This is a genomic window from Bradyrhizobium ingae (assembly GCF_055791185.1).
The window spans coordinates 58,335-82,206 of record NZ_JBVUBB010000025.1 but is presented as its reverse complement, the minus strand read 5'-3'; the positions used below and the strand labels follow the sequence as shown (position 1 = coordinate 82,206).

Sequence of the window (23,872 nt, the reverse complement as noted above, 5' to 3'; positions counted from 1 at the left end):
CGAGCCCGGGACCCATAATCACAGGGAGTGGTTTGGCGAAGACTGATAATATCTTGCGCCATAATCTCTCCCTGTGATTGGGTCCTGGCTTTCGCCAGGACGACGCCGGAGTACGTGGCGCGAGCGTTGCTATGCCGCAGGTACCTCCGTCAGCATGTCCTCCGCGAGCGCAATCTGGTATCTAGGCTCTCGATTCCACCGGGAGAAATTTCATGCGCAAGATCCTGACCGTGCTGGCGGCACTCGCCTGCCTCAGCCTGACCAATTGCGGCTACAACGCGATCCAGAGCCAGGATGAGCAGATCAAGGCCAACTGGTCGGAGGTGGTGAACCAGTATCAGCGCCGCGCCGATCTCGTGCCCAATCTCGTCAACTCGGTGAAGGGCTTTGCCCAGCAGGAGAAGGACGTGCTGCTCGGGGTCACCAATGCGCGCGCCAAGGTCGGCAGCATTCAGGCAACGCCGGAGGTGCTCAACGATCCTGCCGCGTTCCAGAAATTCCAGGCCGCGCAAGGCGAGTTGTCCAGCGCGCTGTCACGCCTCCTCGTCGTCACCGAAAATTATCCGCAGCTCAAATCGGATGCGCTGTTCAAGGACCTGATGTCCCAGCTCGAGGGCACCGAGAACCGCATCACGGTGGCCCGCAACCGCTACATCAAGGCGGTGCAGGATTATAACGTCACCATCCGCTCCTTCCCGACCAACCTCACCGCGATGGTGTTCAGCTACAAGGAGAAGCCGAATTTCAGCGTGGAGAACGAGAAGGAAATCTCCACCGCGCCGAAGGTTGATTTCAACCCGGCGCCTGCGCCGTCGAAATAAGCGCGTTCGACCCCGATGCGCGCCACCTCCTCCGCTGTCATTCCCCGCGAAAGCGGGGAATCCAGTACGCCGCGGCCTTCCCGTATCCCGCCGGCGTCTCTGGAATACTGGATCGCCCGGTCAAGCCGGGCGATGACAGCGAGTTTGGTGCGCGCTTGTTCTGCCTTCTCCTCGCGTGCTTTCCTCGTCCTTGCACTCTTCCTCGCTTTTGCCTTCGCCGCCGTAGCCGACGTTGCGGTGCCGCAGCTCACCGGGCGTGTCGTCGATCTGACCGGGACGCTGTCCAGCAGCGATGTCGCGTCGCTGACCTCGCGCTTACGGGACTATGAGAACCGCAAAGGCAGCCAGATCGCCGTCCTGATCGTGCCGACCACGCAGCCGGAGACGATCGAGCAATACTCGATCCGCGTCGCCGACGCCTGGAAGATCGGCCGCAAGAAGATCGACGACGGCGCGATCCTGCTCGTTGCCAAGAACGACCGCCACCTGCGCATCGAGGTCGGCTATGGCCTGGAAGGCGCGCTCACCGACGTGACCTCGCGCCGCATCATCGACGAGGTCATTACACCAAAATTCAGAAGCGGCGACTTTGCCGGCGGCATCTCGGATGGCGCCGATCGCATGATGCGCGTGATCGACGGCGAGCCATTGCCGGCACCTCAACGCAGCACGAGCTTTGAGAGCGACTTGAACGATTTCGGGCCTGTCGCGCCCTTCGCCCTGTTTGCCTCACTGTTCTTCGGCGGCATCCTGCGCTCGATGTTCGGTCGGTTGCTCGGTTCGGTTGCGACCGGTGGCGTGCTTGCGGCTGTGGCCTGGTTCATGTTCAGCTCTCTGGTCCTCGCGTTTGGCGTCGGTGCGATCGCTTTCATCCTGGCGTTCATCGCTGATGTCACTCCGACGACTGGCACCGGGAGGCGCTATTCGCGCGGTGGCTCATGGTCGAGCGGTTCTTCGGGCGGTGGCTGGAGCAGCGGTTCGTCGTCGAGCGACAGCGGCAGCTTCAGCGGCGGCGGCGGTAGCTTTGGTGGCGGCGGCGCATCGGGGAGCTGGTAGGTCATGAGCATCAAGCGCATCACCAGGCATCTCCTGCAGCACCAATGGCGCGCCAACCAGGTGTTCACGCCAAAGGTGCTCGACCGTATCGAACAGGCGATCAAGCAGAGCGAAACCGCCCATTCCGGCCAGGTCCGCTTTGTCGTCGAAGGCGCGCTCGACGGCAGGCCGCTGTTCCGCAACCAGCCAGCGCGCGAGCGCGCGCTCGATGTGTTTTCCCATCTGAGGATCTGGGACACCGCGCATAACAACGGCGTGCTGATCTATCTCCTGCTCGCCGACCGCGACGTCGAGATCGTCGCCGACCGCGGCATCGACGCCAAGGTCGGCACAGCGGGCTGGGATAACATCTGCCGCGAGATGGAGACCGAGTTCCGCGCCGGCCGGTTCGAGCACGGCGTGATCAAGGGCATCGAAGCCGTCTCGCGCGAGCTCGCAAAGCACTTCCCGCCGCACGGCCCGCATCCGAACGAGCTGCCGGACAAGCCGGTGGTGATGTGATGGGATTGGACGATCGCGACGGACTCTCCAATGTCGTCCTGGCCTTCGCCAGGACGACATTGTGGAAGCATGGCGCTTTGCCATCGCTGGTGGACGCCCTTGGCGCCGGCCCTAATCATCCAGCTTGTTCAGATCCCGCACCGACTGCATGATCGGCTCGAAGTTCGAGCGTGCGTCCAGCGCGTCGAACAGCTGCGCGGTGTCCTCCAGGAGCGCGTGCGAACGCGCAATCGCGATGCGGACGTCGTCCTGCGGCGTGTCGGAGAGGCGGCCATGGCCGGAGAGCAAAATCTTCGTGTTCAGTCCCCTGATGCGCTCGAGCGACTGGATGTAGTCGGCGATGCTGCCCGAGCCGAACACGCCGCCCATCACGCCGCCGGGCATCAGCGTGTCGGCTGCGAACAATAGCCCCTTGTCCTGGTCGAACAGCGTGATGCAGGCCGAGGTGTGGCCCGGCGTGTACATCACGTTGAGGCGGAAATTGCCGAGATCGATCAGATTGCCTTCCTCGAGCCAGATGTCGATGTTGATCGGCACGTTCGGCTCGTTGAACATTTTTCGCAGCATCGAGAAATCGTCGCGCAGCATGATCTTGTTAGCGGCTAGCCGATGCGCCGCGACATAGGTACGGCGCTCGTTGAAATGCCAGGCAGCCCCGATATGATCGAGATGCTCGTGGCTCAGCACCACCATGTCGATGTTCTCGGGCGGGCACTCGACGAAGTTCAGGCACTCTACCAGCGCCGGATAGTTCGTGGAGAGCCCGACATCGATCAGAATCGTGCGCGCCGAGCCGCGCACGAGATAGGCGTTGGCAGCGCGATTGTTGAAACGGATCTGGTAGACGTCGTCTGCAGCCTGGATCAGCGAGCAAATGTCGTTCTTCATCAGGATCGGAAACGTCGCCGGCTTGCGATCGCTCATGGTTGCGCCGTCCGATAGGTAACGGCGTTTGACGCGCGCAGGCGTTTTGACAGCGCGTCCATCACCATCAGCGCGAATGCCGGCTGCTGGCTGACGAGATAGACGAAGCGGGCGTGGTTGATCTTCATCACCTTGGTGTTCGGCGCCGCCGCGATTGCGGTCGCCGAGCGCGCCGAACCATCGATCACGGCCATCTCGCCGAAGAATTCGCCCTTGCCGAGCTTGACGATGGTGGTCCGGGCTCCGCCGCTGAGCTTGGCGATCTCGACCTGGCCGTCGAGGACGACGAACAATTCGCGGCCCGTCGAACCCTCCTCGAAGATGACGTCATCGACATCAAACTCGTTGATGCACTTCTCGATCGCCATGACATCCCCCTTTGCGCCGTGTGGCTGACGGGACGGTTAAGGCCATGTTAACCGGGGAATTTCGTCAGGCAAACAACACCTTCGCCTGATGCTGCGGCTTGGTTCGCTCGTTCCGAACGCAATTTTGCGCGTGGCCTGCCACGCCGGTTCCATGATCCCGGCCCAATTCGGCCCCGGATGAGTTCCTAAAATTTCGGTAAGCGGGTCCAAGGGTAAGGATTTCGCAAGCAATGAAAGTTACCAAAAGGTCAACCGTGACTGGAGTATTTGAGCCGTGAGCGAAGCAATGCCCGAACAGGCCGCTGAACCGCAGCCCGCCGAGGTTTCGTCGGAGGCTGGCCTGGAGACGCGCGCCGACGCCCCGTCGATCGCGCCCGACCACGAGGCACCCAAGCCGGATGCAGTTCAGCCGGAAGCCCCCAAGGCCGAAGCGCCGAAGGTCGAGCCGCCCAGGCTGGTGGTGCCCCAGCTTGATGAGGCCAAGTCGGAAGAGCGCAGGCCGGAACAACCTAAGTCAGACGAGCTCAAGTCAGACGAGCCCAAGTCGGACGAGCCCAAGTCGGACGACCTCAGGTCGGACGAGCGCAAGGCCGAGCCGAAGCCCGGCAAGCTGATCGTCATGACGCCATCAGACCGCGCCTGGGATCGCGCGGAGCCGGAGGTCAAGCTGGAGGCGAGGGATAATACGGGCGGCAAGCGCCGGCTCTCGGCAATGGCCGCTGTGGTCGCGCTCGCGGCTGTCGTCGGCGCGATCAGCGGCGCACTGGCGACTGCCGGCGTCGTGCACTTCGCCGCCAACCAGGCAGCCGCGCCGGCGCCGGTTGCGGACACCAGCGCGCTGGAAGCCTCCGTCGCGCGGATCGATGCCGATGTCGTCGCGCTGAAGGCTGGCCTCGATCACGCGTCGAAGTCCGCGACCGGCCAGTTCAACAAGACCAGCGATCGTCTCGAGAAGTTGGAGAAGGCGCAGGCCGAGCCCGCCGCCAAGCTCGCCAAGCTGTCCGAGACGGTCGACAAGCTGCGCTCGGCACAGGCTCCCGCACCCGCGCAGACCGCTGCTGCGAAGGAGACCACGGGTTCGATCGCCCCGGCTCAGGTCGCCGCCGCGACGCCTGCACCGGCGCAGGGCACACCGACGCAAACCCTTTCGGCGCAGGCGGCTGCGCTGGCCGCAGCGCCGGCGAAGCCCGAAGTTGGCCGGCTGCCGACGATTGACGGCTGGCGCCTGCGCGACGTCGCCAATGGCGGTGCGCTGATCGAGGGACACGGAGGACTCTACGAGGTCTATGCCGGCGACCCGGTACCGGGTCTAGGCCGGATCGATGCGATCCGCCGCCAGGACGGCCGCTGGGTCGTCGTCACCAGCAAGGGCCTGATCGTCGCGCGCTAACGAGCGGATTATCGAACCTTAAAGAAGGCGCTTCACCGCGATGTGAAGCGCCTTTTTGCTTGAATAGGCCTGTCGCCGCGGTGTTAGTGGAGGCATGAGCCATCGCTGTTTGCGAATTCTCGTTATCCTCGTCGCGCTATGTGCCGGCGCGCTGTCGCTGTCGGCCGCGGAGAAGGCGGGCCTGGAGCGTGGCACGGCGATCACGGATCCGCAGCAGCTAGGCAAGCTTGATCAGCACGACGTGCTGACGATCTCGCGCCTCTTGTGGCCGGAGCGGAACGCCAATTTCCCGCTCACATCGGACATGCTGTTCGCGGGGCTGCCGCAGCTTGCGCAGATCCGCCCCGCGATTGGCGCTGAGATCGATCGCTACATCGCACGGCGCAAAGCGGAGGCACCTGATGAGACCATCGGCGTCGGCGAAGGTTTCGACGTTCAACTGTTCGACCGCGCCAATCTCAACTCCCCAGACACCCGCTTCGTGCTCGCGGGCATCGTCAACCGCATGGACCGCGCCTATGTCTCGGAGGGCTCCTGCGGCGAAATCCGGTTGATCTACCGCTTGACGCGTTTCGAGCCGAAGCAAGAGGGCGACAGGGCGGCAACGCGCCTGCCGATGACGCTCAATTTCATCCTCAAGGCAGGAGATGACGGGCAGGTCGGCCCCGGCCGCAAGTCGGTGACCTGCGCGGAAATCGCCCGCCGATGGCTCGCCAACGACAATCCGCTCGATCTCGTCGAGCAACTTCCGTTTCCCCACGATGCGATGCTCGACCGCATCGAGACCAACATCCAGATCGCGGTCATGCCGAAATCGGCGAGCCACGATTTCCGCACCGACTATCTCCTGAAGGTGTTCAAATACAATTCCGACACCAAGCTGTTCGAGGAATCGACGCTGGAGAACCAGATCGACCGCGATCGCATTCTTGGCGATGACACGCTCAAGCGCGACTTCAAGGACTGGCTGCTTGCCCCCGAGCATTTTGGCGAGTTTGATCGCGGCACAGTCCTGATCCCGGAAAAATTCCTCGCAAGAGCCGCGATCGCGCCGACGCCGGCGGGACTCGATGCATCTGCGCTGCAGCCGGAATTCGGCCTGATGCGCGGAGAGGGCAAAGGCGATGGCGTTTTCACCGACCGTGACGTGGTCGGCGCACTGAAGGCTGCCGCCGAGCGCGGCATCGGATTGCAGAACGTTCGCTCGGTGGCGGGTTTTCAGCGCCGGCTCAATGACATCACCTGCGCCGGCTGCCACCAGACCCGCGGCATCGGCGGCTTCCATTTCCCGGGCGTCGACTGGCTCACGGACAAGCCGTCCACCATCGTGCCGGCCTCGCCGCATTTCTTCGGCGACCAGGTCCGCCGCCGCGACATCCTGACCGCATTCGCCGAGGGGCGGCGTCCCGATTTCTCCCGCGGCTTCGCCAGCCGGCCGCAACTCCGCGGCAGCACCGAGCTTGCGGGAACCGAGTATCAGGACGGTTGGGGGGCCCATTGTTATTTGCAGCCGCCGGGATCGGCCGGCACCGACAAGAGTTTTACGTCATGGACCTGTGGTAAAGGTCTGACCTGTCAGGCCGCTGCGGCGTCGAGCCGCATCGGCATGTGCTTTGTGAAGACGCGTTAGCCAAAACGACATTTGGATGACCGATGACGGACAGCAGCGAAGCCAACAAGGAGCGCAATCGCCAGATTGCGCGTAACGAAGAAGCCAAGCAGATCACTGGCAGCATCCGGGTCAGCAGCTGGGCGATCGTGGTCGCCGTCGTGATCGGCGCAGTGGTGGCCGCACTGATCTGGATCGCGGCGCGATCGTAGTTTCTGTCAGTTAGGACTCGTAATGCGTCAGCCGCTTCCCCGGCAGCAGATCATACGCCGAACGCCAGCCGGGCAGCGCGGCCATGCGGCCGAGCCAGGCGTGGATAGCGGGATGGCTCTCTCCGAAATCGTAGCCGTGCTCATCGCTCGGATAGTGCAGATAGGCCATCATCGAGATGTCGGCGATTGTCGGCCTCTCGCCAATTGCAAATGCGTTCCGTGCGAGATGGTGCGCGAGAATGCCGAGGAAGTCGTCGAGCCGTCGGCGGAAATGTTTCAGCACCTGTGGGTCGCCATTCGGCGTGAAGGTCCGCATGAAGCGGTAGGTCGCCATGTAGCCGGTGAGCTTGTGGTTGTCCCAGAACAGCCAGCGCAGCAGCTCGAACTTCTCCTCCGCCGTCGCGCCGCCGAAGCGGTCGTACTGGTCGGATAGTTTCAGCAGGATCGGCGCGGTCTGCGTCATCTTCACGCCGTCGATCTCGAGCACGGGAATCTCACCCATCTCGTTGACCGTCTGCCGCCACTCCTGAGTGCGCGTGACGCCACCGGCAAAATCGGTCCACACCGGCTCGAAGGTCTCGCCGCACAGTGTGAGCATCAGCGCCAGCTTGTAGCTGTTACCGGATTCGGGGAAGTAGTGCAGGCGATAGCTGGGCATGGGACCTCATGACGCGGCGCGGGATGTAGCGGTGAAATCATATCGTCCCGCAACGTCATTGCGAGCGCAGCGAAGCAATCCAGCAATGCATCCACGGAAGCGAGCTATCCAGCCAACGTCGTCCTGGCGAAGGCCGGGTCCCGGCTTTCGCCGGGACGACAGCGGAGTGCGTTGCGCCCCCTTACGCCACCGCTCCCGACGCGCGCAGTGCCTTGATCGTGGCCTCGTCGTATCCCGCCTGGCGCAAGATATCGTCACTGTGCTCGCCGACTTCAGGCGGCTTGCGCGGCTGGACCTTTCTCGTGCCGTCGATCCATATCGGGCTGTTGATGGTCAGCATGGTGTCGTTCTCGAACGGCACCAGCACCTCGTTATCGAGCATCTGCCGGTCGTTCGGGATGTCGTCGAGAATTCCGACCACGCCGAACACCAGCCCGTTGCCGTCGAGGATCTTGCGCCATTCGGCGAGATCCTTGGTCGCGAAGACCTCGTCGAAGATTCTGATCAGCTCGACCGATCGCGCGTGGCGGTCCGGCTTGGTGACAAAGCGCGGGTCGTTGATCAGATCCTCCCGCTCCATGCAGCGCGCGAGCGTCGGCCACTGCCGATCCTCGTTCAGCAGAGAAAGGATGATCCAGCGGCCGTCCTTGCATTGGTAGTGATTGGTCACCGCGTTCAGCGCGCGCTCGCGTGGCCGCCGTTCGCCGAACTTGGCGCCGCAGAGTTTTGCCTGGGCCAGCACGCTCGCCGCCCACACGCCGTTCGCCATCAGGTTGGAGGCGACGTGCGCGCCCTTGCCGGTCTTCTCGCGCTGATAGAGCGCAGTGACGATCGCGCTGTAGAGCGCCATGGCGCAGGGATGATCGCCCATGCCGGCGACCGAGCGCGCCGGCGTCGTGTCGGTGTCGGCGCGCACGAGATCCATCAGGCCGGAGCGTGCCCAATAGGCGTTGCTGTCGAAGCCGGGTTTGTTGGCCTCCTCGCCTTTCTCGCCGTAACCGGTGAAGGAGGCGTAGATCAGCCGCTCGTTCAGATACGCCAGATGGTCATAGGTGATCCCAAGCCTGGCGCGCACCTGCGGCGGCATGTTCGTGATGAAGACGTCGCTCTCGGCGACCAGCTTGTAGAGCACGGCCTGCGCGTCGGGTTTGGTGAGGTCGAGCGCGAGGCTCTTCTTGTTGCGAGCCTCCAGCAGCCAGGCGAAATTGTGCTCGCTCGAGGGATAGCCCGGCAGGTTCGGCAGATTGCGGTAAGGATCGCCCATGCCCGGCGGCTCGATCTTGATGACATCGGCGCCGAAATCCGACAGCACGGTCGCGGCAGCGGGCGCCGCGATGAAGCTTGCGCAATCCAGGACCTTCAGGCCGTCGAAAATGCCTTTCTGCATCGTGCCGCCGCTCCCGCTCGTTTCCCGCGCGCTGGAATTAGCGCGTCTTGACCCGTCGATCATTTGACCGATGTTCTGGCGGGATGCAACGTCGCAGGCAGTGGCTACTCCTCACCTGCGAGCAGGGCAGCATTGCCGCCGGCTGCGGCAGTGTTGATGGTGACGGTCTGCTCGGTGGCGAAGCGCGCCAGATAATGCGGGCCGCCGGCCTTGGGTCCGGTTCCGGACAGGCCGTTGCCGCCGAATGGCTGCACGCCGACCACGGCGCCGATCATGTTGCGGTTGACATAGACATTGCCGACCGACAGTCGTTCGACGATGGCATCGACCGTGTCGTCGATGCGCGAGTGCACGCCGAGCGTGAGCCCATAGCCGGTGCGCTCGATCGCAGCCAACACGCGCTCGAGATTTTCTGCACGATAGCGCAGGACATGCAGGACCGGGCCGAACACCTCCTCGGTGAGCTGTCCGCTATCGGCGAGCTCGAAGATATGCGGCGCCACGAAGCAGCCCTCGGGCGCACTGCCTGCAAAATGCAGATGCGCCTCGGTTTTCATTCGGGCGATGTGCGCGTCGAGCCGCTGTTTGGCCTCGCGGTCGATGACAGGCCCGATATGGGTCGCGACGTCACTGGGGTTGCCGATCTTCAATTCGCGCGCGGCGCCAGCGATCATCTCGATCATCCGGTCGGCGACGTCCTCTTGCACGAACAGGAGCCGCAATGCCGAGCAGCGCTGGCCGGCGGAGCGAAACGCCGAGGTGACGACGTCATCGGCGACCTGTTCGGGCAGGGCGGTGGCATCCGCGATCATCGCATTGATGCCGCCGGTCTCCGCGATCAGCGGCACGATGGGGCCGTCCTTGGCGGCGAGCGTCCGGTTGATGGATCTCGCGACCTCGGTCGAGCCGGTGAACACGACGCCGGCGATGTCGGGATGCGCAGTCAGCACGGCGCCGATCCGGCCATCGCCGATGACGAGCTGCAGCACGTTTGCGGGAACGCCTGCCTCATGCAGCAGCCGCACGGCATCGCGCGCGATCCGCGGCGTCTGCTCGGCGGGCTTTGCCACCACGCTGTTGCCGGCCATCAGCGCCGCCGTCACCTGACCGAGGAAGATCGCGAGCGGAAAATTCCAAGGCGAGATCGCGACGAATACGCCGCGGCCGCGCAAGGCCAGGACATTGCTCTCGCCGGTCGGTCCCGGCATCGCTTCGCCATTGCCGAACAGTTTTCGGCCCTGTGCGGCGTAGTAGCGGCAGAAATCGGCGGCTTCACGCAGTTCCGAGAGTGCGTCGTCGAGCGTCTTTCCGCCCTCGCGCTGGAGCAGCGCGATGAAGTAGGGCGCCCGCTGCTCCATGAGATGCGCGGCCTGCTCCAGCGCCGCGGCGCGGGTGCCGGCGGACGTCCGACTCCAGGCCGCAAAGCCCGTGCGCGCCGCTGCGATGGCTGCGTTCGCCTGTCCGGGCGTGGAGTCGGCGATAGGCTTGAGATCGGATGGCTCGGCGGCGACGTCGGCCAGCAGGCGATCGAGTGCGGCCCGCTCGCCGAACTCGACGCCGCGGGAATTGCGCCGCTCCGGCGCGAACAGGTCGGGCGGAAGCGGGATCTTCGGGTGATGCGCAGCTTGGGGCTTGGCGATGATGTCGGCGGGGCGTTGCAGCAGGGCGGTCATCGCCACGCGATAGTCGGCGGCCAGCGCCACGAACGACGAGTTGGCGCCGTTCTCCAGCAACCGCCGCACCAGATAGGCGAGCAGGTCGCGATGGCTGCCGACCGGTGCATAGGTGCGGCAGGCGAGTTTTGGGTGATCCTGTGCGAGCTGCTCGTAGAGCGCCTCGCCCATGCCGTGCAGGCGCTGGAACTCGAAGCCGCCGCCATCGCCGGCAAGCTCCAGCACGGTCGCAACGGTCAGTGCATTGTGGGTTGCAAATTGCGGGAAGATGCGCGGCCGCAAGGCCAGAAGCTTTTGCGCGCAGGCGACGTAATTGAGGTCGGTCATCGCCTTGCGGGTGAAGACCGGATAGCCGTCGAGTCCGCGCTCCTGCGCGCGCTTGATCTCGGTGTCCCAATAGGCGCCCTTGACCAGCCGCACCATCAGCTTGCGGTCGTAGGCACGGGCGAGGCCATCGACATAGTCGATCACGGCGACCGCGCGCTTCTGATAGGCCTGGATCGCGAGGCCAAAGCCGTCCCAGCCGGCGAGCGAGGGATCGGCCAGCGTCGCGGCGATCACGTCGAGCGACAATTCCAGCCGATCGGCTTCCTCGGCGTCGACCGTGAAGTTGAGGTCATAGGCCTTGGCGCGCTGGGCCAGATCCAGGAGCCGCGGCACCAGCTCGGTCATCACGCGATCACGGCTGATCGCCTCGAAACGCGGATGCAACGCGGAGAGCTTGACGGAGATGCCGGGCCGTTCGGGCAGGGGACGGTTGCCCGCCGCCCTGCCGATTGTTTGAATCGCGCTGGCATAGGCATCGAAATAGCGCTGGGCATCCGCCGCGGTGCGCGCGCCTTCGCCGAGCATGTCGAAGGAGTAACGCGGCTGCTCTCCGGAGCGCGGCCGGGCGCGCTCCAGCGCCTGCTCGATGGTCTCGCCGAGCACGAAATGGTTGCCCATCAGCCGCATTGCCTGCCGCGTCGCTGCGCGCACCGCGGGCGCGCCCAGCCGCTTCACCAGCCGGCCGATGGTGCCGTCCGGCGTCTCGCCGGGCTGGATCACCCGTGCCGAGAGGCCAAGCGCCCAGGCCGACGCATTGACCAGGAACGCGCTGGATTTGGTTTCGTGGTGGACGAAATCGCCCTCGCCGAGCTTGTCCTCGATGAACTGGTCGGCGGTGCGGGCATCGGGCACGCGGAGCAGGGCCTCGGCCAGCACCATCAGCGCCAGCCCCTCCTTGGTCGAGAGCGCGAATTCGCGCAGCATATCTTCGACCCCGCCGAGCCGGTCGTCACGCTTGCGGACCGCCTCGATCAGCCGCGTGGCAGTGCGGTCGATCCGCGCCTCCTGCGGAGGGGACAGGTGCGCGCTGCGCAACAGCGCAGCGGCAATCTCGGCATCATCGGGCGCGAAGGGCGCGCTGAAGGGGGAGGAAGTGGTCGGCATGGCGTGTCCTGTCTCACCTCGAAGGTAATCCCCACATCGCCGCAGTTCGATAGACAAGATAACGATTTTGCCTTAGATAATAAAGAAATGGCGCATAAATTCCGTAGATAATATGGAACTTGATAAAATCGACCGGAAAATCCTCTCAATTTTGCAGGAGGATGGACGCATAGCCAATGTCGAGCTTGCCGAACGCATCGGCCTGTCGCCGACTTCGATCGGCGAACGGCTGAAGCGGCTGCAGCGCGAAGGTTTTGTCGAGGGCTATGGCGCACGGCTCAATCCGCACCGCCTCGGGCTAGGCCTGCTCGTGTTCGTCGAGGTGCTGCTCGACAAGACCACGCCGGACAATTTCGAGCGGTTCGCCCGCGCAGTGAAGCTCGCGCCCGAAGTGCTCGAGTGTCACATGGTTGCCGGCGGCTTCGACTATCTCGTGAAGGCGCGCCTTCCCGACATGGCCGCGTATCGGCGCTTTCTCGGCGAGACCTTGCTGTCGATGCCGGGCGTGCGCGAGACGCGAACCTATGCGGTGATGGAGGAGATCAAGCGCGACGCACCTTTGCCGGTCGGCTGAAACGGACCGTCGCGATTGTCGGGCAGGTTGTGTCGATCAGGGGCATTTTACGCGCAAAAAAGCCTATCCTCGCGCAATCGCAACGCCCGTCGTCGAATGCACCTGATCGTCTTCTAAATTTTTTTGGCCCGTTCTCCCGGATCCGATCCGGGAGACGGCGAAATGCCGGAGGGCTTATACCTTGAGGTTTTCTGCCGACGTCTTGCCCCGGTTTGCGATCTCTTCATACTCTACCGTCTGCCCCTCGTTCAGGGTGGACAGACCGGCTTTCTGCACTGCCGAGATATGCACGAACACATCCTTGCCTCCCGACGCAGGCTGGATGAACCCATAACCCTTCGTCGGGTTGAACCACTTGACCGTACCTTTGGGCATCACGTCTTCTCCGCGGGACTTTCCTCCACAAGCACGAGCCGCCAGTCCCCGCAAACCGGCCGGCTCGGTCGAAGCAGGATACACCGGAATGTTACGGGCTTGGTAGCTCAAACCATGCCGATTTCCTGCGGAAATTCGCTCAACTTCGCGGCGCTTTTGCCGCTTTTGCCCGTTTCGCGGTCATTTGACCGGCCGGCGGCCGGCAGCCACATCAATAGGTGGCAGCGAGGTAGTCGACGATCTTGCCGACATCGGCATCGTCGATCGGCGCGCCATACACCTTGATCATCTTGGTTACCTCGGCCTGCCAGAAGGCTTTCTTGTCCTTCATCGGTGGCTGGGTGTTGACGTAGTCGGCCGAGTGGCAGGCCGTGCAGTTGTTCTGGACCACGTCGAGATTGGGCCCGGGCTTGAAGGCGGCGACCTCGTCCGGATTCTGGTAGCCGATGGGAGCGGCGGTGGCGGCGCCGATGCCGGCCGCGAAAGCGAGCGTGAGGAGAACGGTGCGCTTCATCGTCAGTCTCCTTCAGACGACCGTGACACGGACGGTTTCAACGACGTTGCGCAAATAGCCGGCCGGGTTCCAGCGCGGCGTGTCCGGCTGGGTTTCGCCGCCATTGCCGGTCGCGCGGACCTTCAACTCGACGGAGCCTGCCGCGAGCTTCACCGGCAGCTTCCATTCACGGAAGGAGTACTTGCCGAAGTCCTTGCCGAGCACGGCGTTCGTCCACGTCTTCCCGCCGTCGGTCGAGACCGCAACCTCCTTGATGCCCTTGCCGCCGTCGAAGGCGATACCGCGCAGCGTGGTGCGGCCGGACTTCAGCTTGGCGCCGTCGGCGACGCTGGTGATGAAGGAGCGGATGGTGAAGCGGTTGATCGGGATCGTCGCCTTTGGCGCGGTTCCCGGCTCAACGCAATTGCAGGGCGTATCGGGGATGCGATAGGCCGACTTCATCCAGAAGCCGTCGTAGACATCGTCGATGACGGTGATCTCGTTGAGGTGCTTGACCCAGTAGGTGCCGTAGTAGCCGGGCACGATGAGGCGCAGCGGGAAACCGTTGAGGAACGGCAGGTCCTCGCCGTTCATGCCGTAGGCCAGCATGACCTCACCGTCGGTTGCGTGGTCGAGGTCGAGCGCCTTGACGAAATCCGGCGTCTTGTCGCTGACCGGGCCGTCCATGCCGTTGAAAGTGACCTGCTTGGCGCCGGCTTGCACGCCGGCCATCTCAAGCACGGCCTTGAGCGGCACGCCGCGCCAACGCGCATTGCCCATCGCACCGTTGGCGAGCTGGCCGCCGGCGACGCGCGGATCGGAGAAGCCGCGGCTGTTGCCGGAGCATTGGTTGACGGCGACAGTCTCGCTCGCCTTCATCTTGCGGATGTCTTTGAGCGAAAGTCTGAGCGGCTTGTCGACCTTGCCCTTGATCTCGAGCGTGAACTTGTCGGGATCCAGATTGTAGGGCAGGTCGGAGAGATGATAGCGGACGAAGAACGCGTTGTTCGGCGTGAGCGGGCCATCGTTGAAGATCGCGAACGGCGTCTCGAGTTGCGGCGGCCGGCTGGTCAGGCCGATCATCGGCCGCTTCTGCGGATATTTCACCAGCGGCCGCTCACCATTGGCGAAGGGCAGGGTCACGGTGTCCAGTGCCAGTGCCTTGGTCGGGCTCAGTGTGGCCGCGACTGCGGCAAGTCCCGCTCCTTTGAGCAGATCGCGTCTGTCGAACATGGTCTCCCTCCGGAGTATTTCAGTTGAGTCGCGGTCATCACCGCTGACCTTGCGATCATCTGTCGCATCGGTGCGTGCGAAGTCAATTCGTGCTTTCGCAGCGTTACCAAGGCGCTGCATCGCAGCACGGTCGCGTGTCGTCAGGCCGCGACGCGCTCGTCGCTGTCGACCACGCCGGCGAGCAGCCGTGCATCGGCGATAACGCGTACAACCATCGGCTCGTCGCGGCCGCGGATCGCGACCTCCTGTTGCGGCAGCGCGTCGTCGGCAAGGCCGGCGGTGCGGCGGACCTCGTCGGAGGCGATGGCTTCGCAGGCAAGCGCCTTGGTCATGTCCTGCAAACGAGCCGCAACGTTGACGGCATCGCCGAGCGCGGTGAACACGACGTGGTCGCGATAGCCGATGTCGCCGATGATCACCTCGCCGCCGTGAATGCCGATGCCGAAGCGGATCGGCTCGCGCAGGTCATGGCTCAGGAGCTCGTTGAGCTCGTCGACATGGCTGGCGATACTGGCTGCAGCGCGCAGCGCCTGTCGACAGGCGGTTTGTGGATTGGCCGCCAGGCCAAACAGCGCCAGCATGCCGTCGCCGACGAACTGGTTCGGCTGGCCGCCATTCTCGATCACCGCCTGCGAGACGGCGCCCAGGAAACGGTTGACGATGAAGACGGTGTCGAACGGCAGCCGCTTCTCGGCGAGCTGGGTCGAGCCGCGCATGTCCACGAACAGGCTGACGAGATAGCGCTCCTGGCCGATCCGCGCCGGTCCCGAGCCTTCCGGGCTCGCCGCGGTGTGCGGCGTGAACAGCTGGAAGAAGGAGAGATCGCAGGTCGGCCGCAGCTGGCAGGCGAGGCGAATGGAGGGATCGGTGGTGCCGACGCGCGCGAGCACGAAGGCTTCGCGCTGCGACGGCTCGGGGAGGATGCCATGATCGCCGATCACGCGGATGCGGCAGGTCGAGCAGCGCGCACGGCCGCCGCAGACGCTGGCATGCGGCACGTTGTGGCGCAGGCTCGCCTCCAGCACGGAAAGGCCCTTCGGCACGCGCACCGTTTTGCCGTTGCCGTAGGACAGCGCGATCATGCCACCGCGCCGTTCGCGCAGGCCTCGCACGCCGCGCGCGAGCAGCACGACACCGAGCAGGCCGAGATAGCCGATGGTCAGCCCGCCGGTGACGCGGTCAAGCGTGCTCGCTTGTGCGACGGTGCCGACCTGGCGCTGGGTCAGATTGGCCGCGCGCCAGTCTGCATCGTCGCTGTCAGCCGCGACGCTGCGTCCGCCCTGGTAGATGCCGAGCATCGCCAGCGTCGGGATCAGCACGGCCGCCGAGAGCAGCCAGGGCGCGGCGCGCTGGAAGAACGTCTTCATGCGCAGCCAGAAATAGAGCCCGATGCAGCCATGGATCCAGGCGACGACGAGCAGGATCGTCATCTGCCATAGCCGGGCGGAGGACGCGACGAAGAACAGGTAGAGCTCCTGCGGATAGAGCTTCTCATGTCCATAGATCGTGTGGCCGAGCCGTACGCCGATCAGGTGCGTCATCACCAGAGCTGGGATGCTGAGGCCCAGCACGAGCTGGAGCGGCTCGACCGTCTTCCAGCGGAACTGCCGGCGCTGATAGAGCGCGAAAACGCCGAGCCCGGCATGCACCAGCGCCGCCGTGTAGAACAGGATCGCGACCGGCAGGAGCTGCCAGAACATGACGTGGTAGTAGACGCCCGCCTGCATCGCCTCGACCGAGATATTGCCGAGCGCATGGTTGAGGAAGTGGCTGACCACATAGGCAAACAGGATGACGCCGCAGACCAGCCGCACCTGGCGAATGCCGGTGCCGCGGAACAGTTCGGAAAATCGTGCCAGAGCGCTTGCCATGATTCGGTTTGTATCAGCTCGTCATGTCGATCAGCCATCGTAGAGTTTAATTCCAGCCGATAACAGCTTGCCCGATCACTTGCGCGGCATGGGGCCGCATCGCTCGGTCGTCGTCCCGGGGCGCGCGAAGCGCGAGCCGGGACCCACAACCACAGGGAGGAGTTTCGCGAAGATTGGTAACCACCATCTCGCGCCTCAACCACTCCCTGGGGTTATAGGTCCTGGATCGACGCTCCGCTTCGCTACGCTTGTCCGGGACGACGCCGAAATCTCGGGCAATATCCCCTGCATTGACTCCCCCTCCCAAGTCGGTGAAAAGCCGCCCGTGACGACAGCTCCCGACATGACAGCCAAGCCCGACGGCGCCGCGCGCCGGCACTTCATCATTGCCGCGCTGGTGGTCGCGGCGATGACGGCTTTGCGCATCGTTTACGCCTCGACGCTCGAGCTGCGCACCGACGAAGCCTATTACTGGACCTGGTCGAAGGAGGGTGCGCTGAGCTTCCTCGATCATCCCCCGGGCATCGCCTGGCTGATCCGCTTCGGCACCGCGATCTTCGGCGACACCCAGCTCGGTGTCCGCTTCGGCGGCATCGTGGCGATGCTGATCACGCAATGCCTGCTCGCCGATATCGTGCGCCGTGTCACCCGCGACGCGCGCGCGATCGTGTTCGCGCTTTTGATGCCGGAGGCGGCGCTCTATTACGGGCTGCTGATGTCCAAGGTCGCGCCCGACGTCGCGATGATCCCCGTTGCGGTCGCGATGTTCTGGTCGCTGGTGCGGCTGACACAGAGCGGTGACGGCCGCTGGTGGCTCGCGGCTGGATTTTTCGCCGGTCTCGCCCTGCTATCCAAATTCACCGTGATCATGTTCCTGCCCGCTGTGATCCTCTTCGTGCTGCTGCCGGATTGGCGATGGCGCTGGCTACGCAGCCCTTATCCCTATCTCGCCGCGCTGATCGCGGTCGCCGTGTTCTCGCCGGTCCTGATCTGGAACGCGCAGCACGACTGGGCCTCGTTCCGCTTCCAGGGCGTGCGCGCGACCGCGAATTACGGCGTCTCCTGGCGTACCCTCGGCGACTATATCGGCCTGCAGTTCGGCCTCGTCGGCTTCGTCATGCTGCCGGTGGTGCTGACGGGCCTGACGATGACGGCATGGCGTGGCTATCGCACGCGCGAGCCGATCGCTATCCTGCTTTCGACCGCAGTGCTGGTACCGTTCCTCTACTTCCTCTGGAAATCGCTCACCTTGCGGGTCGGCGACACCTGGCCGATGTTCATGTGGCCGGTCGGGTTCGCTGCGGCGGCTATCAATCTCGTGACGTTGCCGCGCGAGGGCTGGTCCGAGCGGATGATCCGATCGTCAAATTTCTGGGCCAACACCGCCGTCACGACCGGCATCGCCTTCGTCGTCGTGGTGTTTCTCTACTACATGGTCGCGCCCTGGAATTTCCTCGGCAAGATCGATCCGATCGGTGCCGAGGCCGGCTATGACGAGGTCGCGGCACGCGCGCAAGCGCAGCTCGACAAGACCGGTGCGACCTGGATCGCGACGACGGACTATCGCACCTACGCCATGCTGCGCTGGCTGTTCCGCGGTCGCGTGCCGGTCATCGAGATCAACGAGCGCGGCCGCTTCCAGGATTTTCGTGATCCCGGCATGGAGCGCATCAGTGGCCATGCCGGCCTCTATGTCGGACGCGAGCCCGACAATCACCTGCCGCTGTGGAATTCATTGCCCGTCACGCGCGAGCCGCTCAAGCAGGTCGACCGCCGCTGGCGCGGCCTCGTGATGGATACCTACGCGCTGGAAAAGCTCACCGGCTGGACTCCGGAGCTGTCGCCGCCAAAGGACTCGCCGCTGTTCTGGTGGCGCGTGCTGGCGGGTGAATGCGAGATGCGCGCTCTCGCGTAGCGGCTGCGGATGCCGACTCTTGCCTTCTCTTCTTGCGGGAGAAGGTGGCACGCTAGAGCACGCTTTGACGACACAGCTGCGTGGCAAATATTCTCGTCGCCTCCGGATGTAGAAGCCTTGCGTTTCAACGGCTGACTTGATCTCGTCGCTGATTTTGAGAACTCGTTTTCTGCTCTTGCGCCACTTTCTTGGAGAGATGAGCGCGGGTAGTGCGGAGCCGTTTCTCAGGACGAGCAGATCGCGCTTATCGTTCAAGTAGACATCAAACATTTCGTCCCCCGATCGATCATCATTGAAGTAGACATCAAACTCGATCGACCAGTTTAGTGCCCGGGCCGTTCTTGCGGGGTTGCAAATGTGCAACGCCGGAGATTTTACTTCATCGAAGTTCCGTTTCTGGACGTCGGTACCATGATATGACCAGATGTTATCGCCCGCATCTTCGCGAGCAACGCCTTTCATGCGTCCGGAGCGCGGGAGCCGATTGCACGCAACGGCGACCGCATCTTCAGATAATCATTTCGCGTTGTGGTTGGATTTTCGGCCGCGGGACCGCTCTCTTTGGTTGAAGAACGAAATCAGGCTGAAACAGAAGGCTGCTATCACTAAGCCAATGTTCTAGCGGCATTGACTGCGTTCCTGTTTGCATCGGCAGAGCACGTTGATGGCTTTTTCGAATTTGCGGTGTGTGTGAAGAGGTTCACGTTGGGCCGCCGCCAATGGCGCTAAGTTCAATGCTGAAATTTGTGACCCCCGTAGTCAGAGGCGATGCACCGCCATCGTAGGCACCGTTTGCGCCTTTCCTCTGCTTTTTCAAAAGAACAACAAACGAAGAAGAATTCCCCTGTCCCCGACCCGCCCACGACGGCGAATTAGGGCTCCACTCATAGATAGAATTGTAGTGGGTATCAATTTTTCTAGGGGAGAATTTAACATGACACGACTTGCTCTGATTGCAAGCATTGCTGGCGTCGTCGTAACTGCCGGAGCATCGGCCGCAGAGCTGCCCATGTTTGAAGTGATGGGGTTTCCGATCTCGCGACATCAGGTTGCCGTCATGGGGGCAGCCAATGTTGAAGAACAGTCAGCCGTCCCCACGCTGACCCTGCAGGGCATGCCAGCTTCTCCAACTCAGATCGCGATTTTGACGCCACGTCCGACAGTGCTTCAGGCAACGGCCGAAAGGCCGACACTGACCACCGTTGGCCTCACTGTTAAACCCTGACTCACCAATGATTGGGGCGACGAATATCCGCCACTCCTAACGTTCGAAACGGGAGGAATGCCATGTTACGCGAAGTTCTCCTCGGTTGCGGCATGGCCGCTGGACTGGCCTTTTGCACGCAAGTCTGCGCCGCTGAAGGCAAATACGACATGATCAGCTGTTATGCGGGTACAGCTCACGTCCTTCAACAGGGCGAGGGCATCACAGCCGGATCATACGACGTTGCTGCCATGATGCCTGGTCAAGAGGGAACTCCGTACTATAGGATGTCGGGACGTTGTCTTGGGCAGTTCACAGTCATCAGCGGCGATTACAGTGAGGCTGGTAGTTGCCAATTCTGGAACGCAGCCGGCGACAAGGTCTTCGGCGTGTACGCTCGCAAGGGCGATCCCGCAAAAGCTGAAGGAACTTGGCACGTCGTGCAGGGGACCGGAAAATTTGAGGGGATGACGGATGAAGGCAAATGGATGCCCATAGGCCTTCCGGCCGTCCCGAACATGGCAAGCACGTGTAACCACGACTGGGGTACTTACACTGTGAAGTGAGACGCGGGCTCGCGCCGGAGACCCACCGGCATCTGCGAGCATACTCGGTCGCCCCATCGCGGAAAATGTTCGGAAATGTGGAGCGCGCCACACGGCCTGCGCCGAATGTGGAGCGCTCCACGTGTCGCGTCTGTCACGTGGAAGCGCGCATGACCCTCGATCCACACAGAAGCGCTGGATGAGGGGTTGTTCCCGCGAATGTGCGCGTGGCGCGAACGTTACTCCTCGTCGTCCTTCTTCCGCAGCAGATCCGTCGCAAGATCCGACAGCTTCGGCTGCGGCAGCGCCGCGAACGGCAGCGGGCGCGTGACGTCGATGGCGGCGAGCCCGAGCCGCGCCGTCAGCAATCCGTTGAGCACGCCTTCACCCAGCCGCTGCGACAGTTTTGCTGCAATCCCATGGCCGAGCATCTGCTGCACCAGGCTGTCGCTTGCGGCCATGCCGCCGGTGATGGCGAGATGGGCGATGACGTGGCGCAAGAGCCGGATCATGCCGAGTGCACCGGGGCGGCCGCCATAGAGCCGGGCGAGCTGGCGGATCAGGCGCAGCGAGGCCACGAACACGAACAGCACGTCGATCAGCGCGCGAGGGCTCACCGCGGTGACGATCGACACGCGCTGTGCGGCCGACGACACCAGGCGCCGGGCTTCCGCATCCAGCGGCGTCATCAGTTCGCGCTCGGCGAGGCGGATCATGTCGGCGCCGTCGATGATCTCGCCGGCGTGGTTTTGCAGCGTGGCGCGGGCGCGCGCGAGCTGCGGGTTTTGATGCGCGATGCGCAGGAGATCCTGCACGATGACGCGGCTCTCGGCGCGGTTGTCGCTGGCAAGCACGCTGGCCGCGCGTTGATGCAGCTTTTCGATGGTCGCAAGACGGACGAGGCCGAACGCCTCGCGCCCGACCACCACGGCGAGCGCGAGCGTGGTGACGAAGGCGAGAGCGAGGCCGACGATGCCGAGGCTCTCGCTGCGCGCAAAGAGATCCTCGATCAGATGTACGCCGCCAAGTCCGACCCCGAGCAGTGTCAGGCCGGCAAGGCCGGACCAGAACAGCGTGCCCCAAGGGAAGCCGCGCCGGACAGGGACCGGCGTCTCGATCGGCACGGGCAGCGCCAAAGGATCAGGTTCGGGCGTGATCTGGATCGTACTGCGGCTGAGCCGTGCGGGCTCGTCGGATTCCGTCACGACGACGCCGGGGTCGTCCAGCCGGAACGTCGCGGGCCGCCGCTGCTGGTGTCGCTCGTTCATTCCAACCTGTCTCCGATCAGGAACTGCAAGGCACGGTCAAGGCGGATGTGAGGCAGCGCCGGCTCCTCGGCGCCCTCGCGCTCGAGCTTTGGCGGGCGGAAGCGCAGGAAGCGGAAGTCGCTCGTCTCGGCAGCAGCGGTCGAAAGCCCGCGGAAGGACTCGGCGCCGTTGAACAGCGCTTCGGGATCGGCCGGAAGATCGCCCGGGAAGGTCGCCACCTCCGTATTGCCGTCGAAGAACTCGCCGCCGGCGCTTTCGCCGGCCGCGGGCGTGCCGAGGATGGACGGCAATCTGTCGCGGCCGCTCGCAACCTGCGCCTCTCGCGTCGCGCGGACGGCAGCGAGCGCCACCACGTCGATTTCGGCACCGGTGCTCTCAGCACGCGCGACAGCGCGCGAGACTGCGCGCCGCAACACGGCCTCGAGGCGGTCGTGACTGGAATGATGCAAATGATCGGCCTTGGTCGCCGCGAACAGGATGCGGTCGATGCGTGGGCGGAACAGGCTGGAGATGAAGGTGCTGCGTCCGATCCGGAAGCAGTCGAGAATGCCGGCGAGCGCTGCTTCGAGGTCGTGCAGCGCCTCAGGGCCGGAGTTGAATGCGGCGAGCGCATCGGCCAGCACGATCTGGCGGTCGAGCCGGGCAAAGTGGTCGCGGAAGAAGGGGCGCACCACGATGTCCTTGTAGGCCTCGTAGCGACGCGCCATCATCGCCCAGAGCGAGCCCTCCGGTGCCTGTCCGCCCGTGGGCAGATCGAGCGGCGCAAAGGTCAGCGCCGGCGAGCCGGCGAGATTGCCGGGCATCAAAAAGCGGCCGGGCGGCAGCAGGCTCATGGCAAAGCGCTCGTCGCGGCAGGCGCGAAGATATTCGGTGAACAGCCTAGCCGAGATCAGCGTCGCCTGCTCGTCCTCGGCAGCCTCGGGCTTGAGGGTTGCCAGATGCGCGTGCCAGTCGGCCGCCAGATGCGCCCGCGGCGCCGCGCGCGACAGCGCAAGGCTCTCCGCCGACCATTGATCGTAGCTCTTTTGCAGCAGCGGCAGGTCGAGCAGCCACTCGCCGGGATAGTCGACGATGTCGAGCGTCAGGGTGCGATCAGCGCCGTTCTGGCGCTGGTAGTCGATGACGAGGCGGAGCTCTGAGATGTCGACGGTGGAGTTGGGCCAGCGCCGGTCCTCGGTCAGCGCACGCAGATGGTTTTCATAGTCGAAGCGCGGCACGGCATCGTCGGGTTGCGGCGCGAGTTTTGCACGTGCGATGCGGCCGGAGGCAAAAGCCTCGAATACGGGAAAGCGGCCGCCGCGCGTCAGCCCATGGATCAGCGCGGTGATGAACACGGTTTTACCGGCCCGCGACAGGCCGGTGACGCCGAGCCGGACAGTGGGGTTGAAGAAGTGCTCGCCATAGTCGAGCAGCGCGCGGGCCGACAAGCGCGCCTCTTCGACCATATCCTGGAAGCTGAATGCCATGGGGGAGGCGAGAGATCTCGTGGCGGCGGAGTACGCAAATTGGACTAGTCACAAAGGTGGCAACTGCCTGAGGAAAATCAAGCTTCATACTTCCACCGCGTTTTTCGGGTGAACCAGCCTTTGAACGCCATGCCGACCACGAAAGACCCACATAAGAGTGCCACAGCGTCGCCTTCGAGCTGCCATGACCGTCTTCAGATTGAAACAACTTGCGTCCACCTCCGTCCATGCCGCAGCCGACGTCATCGGCTGGGACTACGACCGTGCCGAGTTGATCGCCGACGGCGTCATTCACGCCATCGGCGTGCTGACGGGCATCGTCGCGGCGACCGTTCTGGTGGTGCTGGCGGTGGTCAATGCCAGCACGGTCGACATCATCGGCGTCTCTGTCTATGTCGCCGGCCTGCTTTCGATGCTGGTGCTGTCGGCGACCTATAATCTGTGGCCGGTGTCGCCGGCCAAATGGATATTGCGACGTTTCGATCACTCGGCGATCTATCTCCTGATTGCCGCGACCTACACGCCGTTCATCCTGGAACTGAAAGACAGTACCTTCGCGCTGGCGCTGCTTTTCGGTGTCTGGTGCGTGGCGATCCTCGGCATCGTGCTCAAGCTCGGCTGGCCCGGCCGGTTCGATCGCGTCGCGGTCGGTATTTACCTCGCCATGGGCTGGAGCGGCCTGATGCTCTACGACGCCGTGGTCAAGGCGCTGCCGACCATGGCGCTGTGGTTCGTGGTCGCGGGCGGCGCGCTCTATTCCTTCGGGGTGATCTTCCACGCCTGGCGGCGCCTGCGTTTCCAGAACGCGATCTGGCATGGCTTTGTGTTGGCCGGCGCGGCGTGCCATTATACCGCGGTGCTCGATCTCGTCCTGAGCTGAGCGTGATGGAAGCGGTAT

The 23,872-nt window shown here is 63.9% G+C and carries 22 protein-coding genes; 11 read left to right on the top strand and 11 right to left on the bottom strand.

Annotation, left to right across the window (positions count from 1 at the left end; all coding sequences use genetic code 11):
* The first annotated feature begins 212 nt into the window (after positions 1-212).
* From ACV1FX_RS28785 to ACV1FX_RS28775, 3 genes are all read left to right on the top strand, one after another.
* On the top strand, positions 213-821 hold the full coding sequence (locus ACV1FX_RS28785; protein ID WP_473120936.1) for a LemA family protein: 609 nt from the start codon (positions 213-215) through the stop codon (positions 819-821).
* Positions 822-953: 132 nt separating this feature from the next.
* The gene (locus ACV1FX_RS28780) at positions 954-1,877 is read left to right on the top strand and encodes a TPM domain-containing protein (RefSeq protein WP_473120935.1); all 924 of its coding nucleotides are present in this window, start codon (positions 954-956) and stop codon (positions 1,875-1,877) included.
* Positions 1,878-1,880: 3 nt separating this feature from the next.
* Positions 1,881-2,378 carry a TPM domain-containing protein gene (locus ACV1FX_RS28775; RefSeq protein ID WP_473120934.1) on the top strand — a complete coding sequence of 166 codons (498 nt, stop codon included), beginning with the start codon at positions 1,881-1,883 and terminating at the stop codon, positions 2,376-2,378.
* Between the two features lie 111 nt (positions 2,379-2,489).
* Here ACV1FX_RS28775 and ACV1FX_RS28770 read toward each other — a convergent pair whose 3' ends face one another.
* Together ACV1FX_RS28770 and ACV1FX_RS28765 are read right to left on the bottom strand one after the other, a co-directional pair.
* Positions 2,490-3,302 carry an MBL fold metallo-hydrolase gene (locus ACV1FX_RS28770; protein ID WP_473120933.1) on the bottom strand — a complete coding sequence of 271 codons (813 nt, stop codon included), beginning with the start codon at positions 3,300-3,302 and terminating at the stop codon, positions 2,490-2,492.
* The gene (locus ACV1FX_RS28765; protein WP_473120932.1) at positions 3,299-3,670 is read right to left on the bottom strand and encodes a Crp/Fnr family transcriptional regulator; all 372 of its coding nucleotides are present in this window, start codon (positions 3,668-3,670) and stop codon (positions 3,299-3,301) included. Before ACV1FX_RS28765 ends, ACV1FX_RS28770 begins: the two co-directional genes overlap by 4 nt.
* A 286-nt stretch (positions 3,671-3,956) precedes the next feature.
* Here ACV1FX_RS28765 and ACV1FX_RS28760 point away from each other — a divergent pair, with 286 nt between their 5' ends.
* From ACV1FX_RS28760 to ACV1FX_RS28750, 3 genes are all read left to right on the top strand, one after another.
* Positions 3,957-5,060, top strand: a complete 1,104-nt coding sequence (locus ACV1FX_RS28760; protein ID WP_473120974.1) for a hypothetical protein — start codon at positions 3,957-3,959, stop codon at positions 5,058-5,060.
* Positions 5,061-5,154: 94 nt separating this feature from the next.
* On the top strand, positions 5,155-6,690 hold the full coding sequence (locus ACV1FX_RS28755) for a hypothetical protein (protein ID WP_473120931.1): 1,536 nt from the start codon (positions 5,155-5,157) through the stop codon (positions 6,688-6,690).
* Positions 6,691-6,713: 23 nt separating this feature from the next.
* Positions 6,714-6,881, top strand: coding sequence for a hypothetical protein (locus ACV1FX_RS28750; RefSeq protein WP_473120930.1), 168 nt, complete (start codon positions 6,714-6,716; stop codon positions 6,879-6,881).
* Between the two features lie 10 nt (positions 6,882-6,891).
* Here the strand turns inward: ACV1FX_RS28750 and ACV1FX_RS28745 are convergent, their stop codons facing one another.
* The 3 genes from ACV1FX_RS28745 to putA form a co-directional block, all read right to left on the bottom strand.
* Positions 6,892-7,539, bottom strand: coding sequence for a glutathione S-transferase family protein (locus ACV1FX_RS28745; RefSeq protein WP_473120929.1), 648 nt, complete (start codon positions 7,537-7,539; stop codon positions 6,892-6,894).
* A 181-nt stretch (positions 7,540-7,720) separates the two neighbouring features.
* On the bottom strand, positions 7,721-8,926 hold the full coding sequence (locus ACV1FX_RS28740; RefSeq protein ID WP_473120928.1) for a CaiB/BaiF CoA transferase family protein: 1,206 nt from the start codon (positions 8,924-8,926) through the stop codon (positions 7,721-7,723).
* Between the two features lie 104 nt (positions 8,927-9,030).
* Positions 9,031-12,030 carry a bifunctional proline dehydrogenase/L-glutamate gamma-semialdehyde dehydrogenase PutA gene (gene putA / locus ACV1FX_RS28735; RefSeq protein ID WP_473120927.1) on the bottom strand — a complete coding sequence of 1,000 codons (3,000 nt, stop codon included), beginning with the start codon at positions 12,028-12,030 and terminating at the stop codon, positions 9,031-9,033.
* A 112-nt stretch (positions 12,031-12,142) separates the two neighbouring features.
* Here putA and ACV1FX_RS28730 point away from each other — a divergent pair, with 112 nt between their 5' ends.
* Complete coding sequence (locus ACV1FX_RS28730; protein ID WP_473120926.1) at positions 12,143-12,604, top strand: Lrp/AsnC ligand binding domain-containing protein; 462 nt, start codon at positions 12,143-12,145, stop codon at positions 12,602-12,604.
* Positions 12,605-12,778: 174 nt separating this feature from the next.
* On the opposite strand, the gene ACV1FX_RS28725 is transcribed toward ACV1FX_RS28730, so the two are convergent.
* The 4 genes from ACV1FX_RS28725 to ACV1FX_RS28710 all read right to left on the bottom strand — a co-directional run bounded on the left by ACV1FX_RS28725 (position 12,779) and on the right by ACV1FX_RS28710 (position 16,576).
* Positions 12,779-12,979, bottom strand: coding sequence for a cold-shock protein (locus tag ACV1FX_RS28725; protein ID WP_027527932.1), 201 nt, complete (start codon positions 12,977-12,979; stop codon positions 12,779-12,781).
* A gap of 211 nt (positions 12,980-13,190) precedes the next feature.
* Positions 13,191-13,493, bottom strand: a complete 303-nt coding sequence (sorB, locus tag ACV1FX_RS28720) for a SorB family sulfite dehydrogenase c-type cytochrome subunit (RefSeq protein WP_473120925.1) — start codon at positions 13,491-13,493, stop codon at positions 13,191-13,193.
* A gap of 12 nt (positions 13,494-13,505) precedes the next feature.
* Positions 13,506-14,705 (bottom strand): SorA family sulfite dehydrogenase catalytic subunit, encoded by a 1,200-nt coding sequence (gene sorA, locus ACV1FX_RS28715; RefSeq protein WP_473120924.1) that lies wholly within the window; start codon positions 14,703-14,705, stop codon positions 13,506-13,508.
* Positions 14,706-14,845: 140 nt separating this feature from the next.
* Positions 14,846-16,576 (bottom strand): adenylate/guanylate cyclase domain-containing protein, encoded by a 1,731-nt coding sequence (locus ACV1FX_RS28710; protein WP_473120923.1) that lies wholly within the window; start codon positions 16,574-16,576, stop codon positions 14,846-14,848.
* Between the two features lie 343 nt (positions 16,577-16,919).
* Here ACV1FX_RS28710 and ACV1FX_RS28705 point away from each other — a divergent pair, with 343 nt between their 5' ends.
* The 3 genes from ACV1FX_RS28705 to ACV1FX_RS28695 all read left to right on the top strand — a co-directional run bounded on the left by ACV1FX_RS28705 (position 16,920) and on the right by ACV1FX_RS28695 (position 20,261).
* The gene (locus ACV1FX_RS28705) at positions 16,920-18,491 is read left to right on the top strand and encodes a glycosyltransferase family 39 protein (RefSeq protein WP_473120922.1); all 1,572 of its coding nucleotides are present in this window, start codon (positions 16,920-16,922) and stop codon (positions 18,489-18,491) included.
* Between the two features lie 934 nt (positions 18,492-19,425).
* Positions 19,426-19,716 carry a hypothetical protein gene (locus ACV1FX_RS28700; protein WP_473120921.1) on the top strand — a complete coding sequence of 97 codons (291 nt, stop codon included), beginning with the start codon at positions 19,426-19,428 and terminating at the stop codon, positions 19,714-19,716.
* Positions 19,717-19,778: 62 nt separating this feature from the next.
* Complete coding sequence (locus ACV1FX_RS28695; protein WP_473120920.1) at positions 19,779-20,261, top strand: hypothetical protein; 483 nt, start codon at positions 19,779-19,781, stop codon at positions 20,259-20,261.
* Positions 20,262-20,479: 218 nt separating this feature from the next.
* Here the strand turns inward: ACV1FX_RS28695 and ACV1FX_RS28690 are convergent, their stop codons facing one another.
* Positions 20,480-21,508, bottom strand: coding sequence for a YcjF family protein (locus ACV1FX_RS28690; protein ID WP_473120919.1), 1,029 nt, complete (start codon positions 21,506-21,508; stop codon positions 20,480-20,482).
* A complete protein-coding gene (locus ACV1FX_RS28685) occupies positions 21,505-22,974 on the bottom strand; it encodes a YcjX family GTP-binding protein (protein WP_473120918.1) in 1,470 nt (489 codons plus the stop codon). The genes ACV1FX_RS28690 and ACV1FX_RS28685 overlap by 4 nt, the downstream gene beginning before the upstream one ends.
* Before the next feature lie 184 nt (positions 22,975-23,158).
* Between ACV1FX_RS28685 and trhA the strand changes: the two genes are divergently transcribed.
* Entirely contained in the window at positions 23,159-23,854 is a 696-nt protein-coding gene (trhA, locus tag ACV1FX_RS28680) for a PAQR family membrane homeostasis protein TrhA (RefSeq protein WP_473120917.1), read from the top strand.
* Positions 23,855-23,872: the final 18 nt, after the last annotated feature.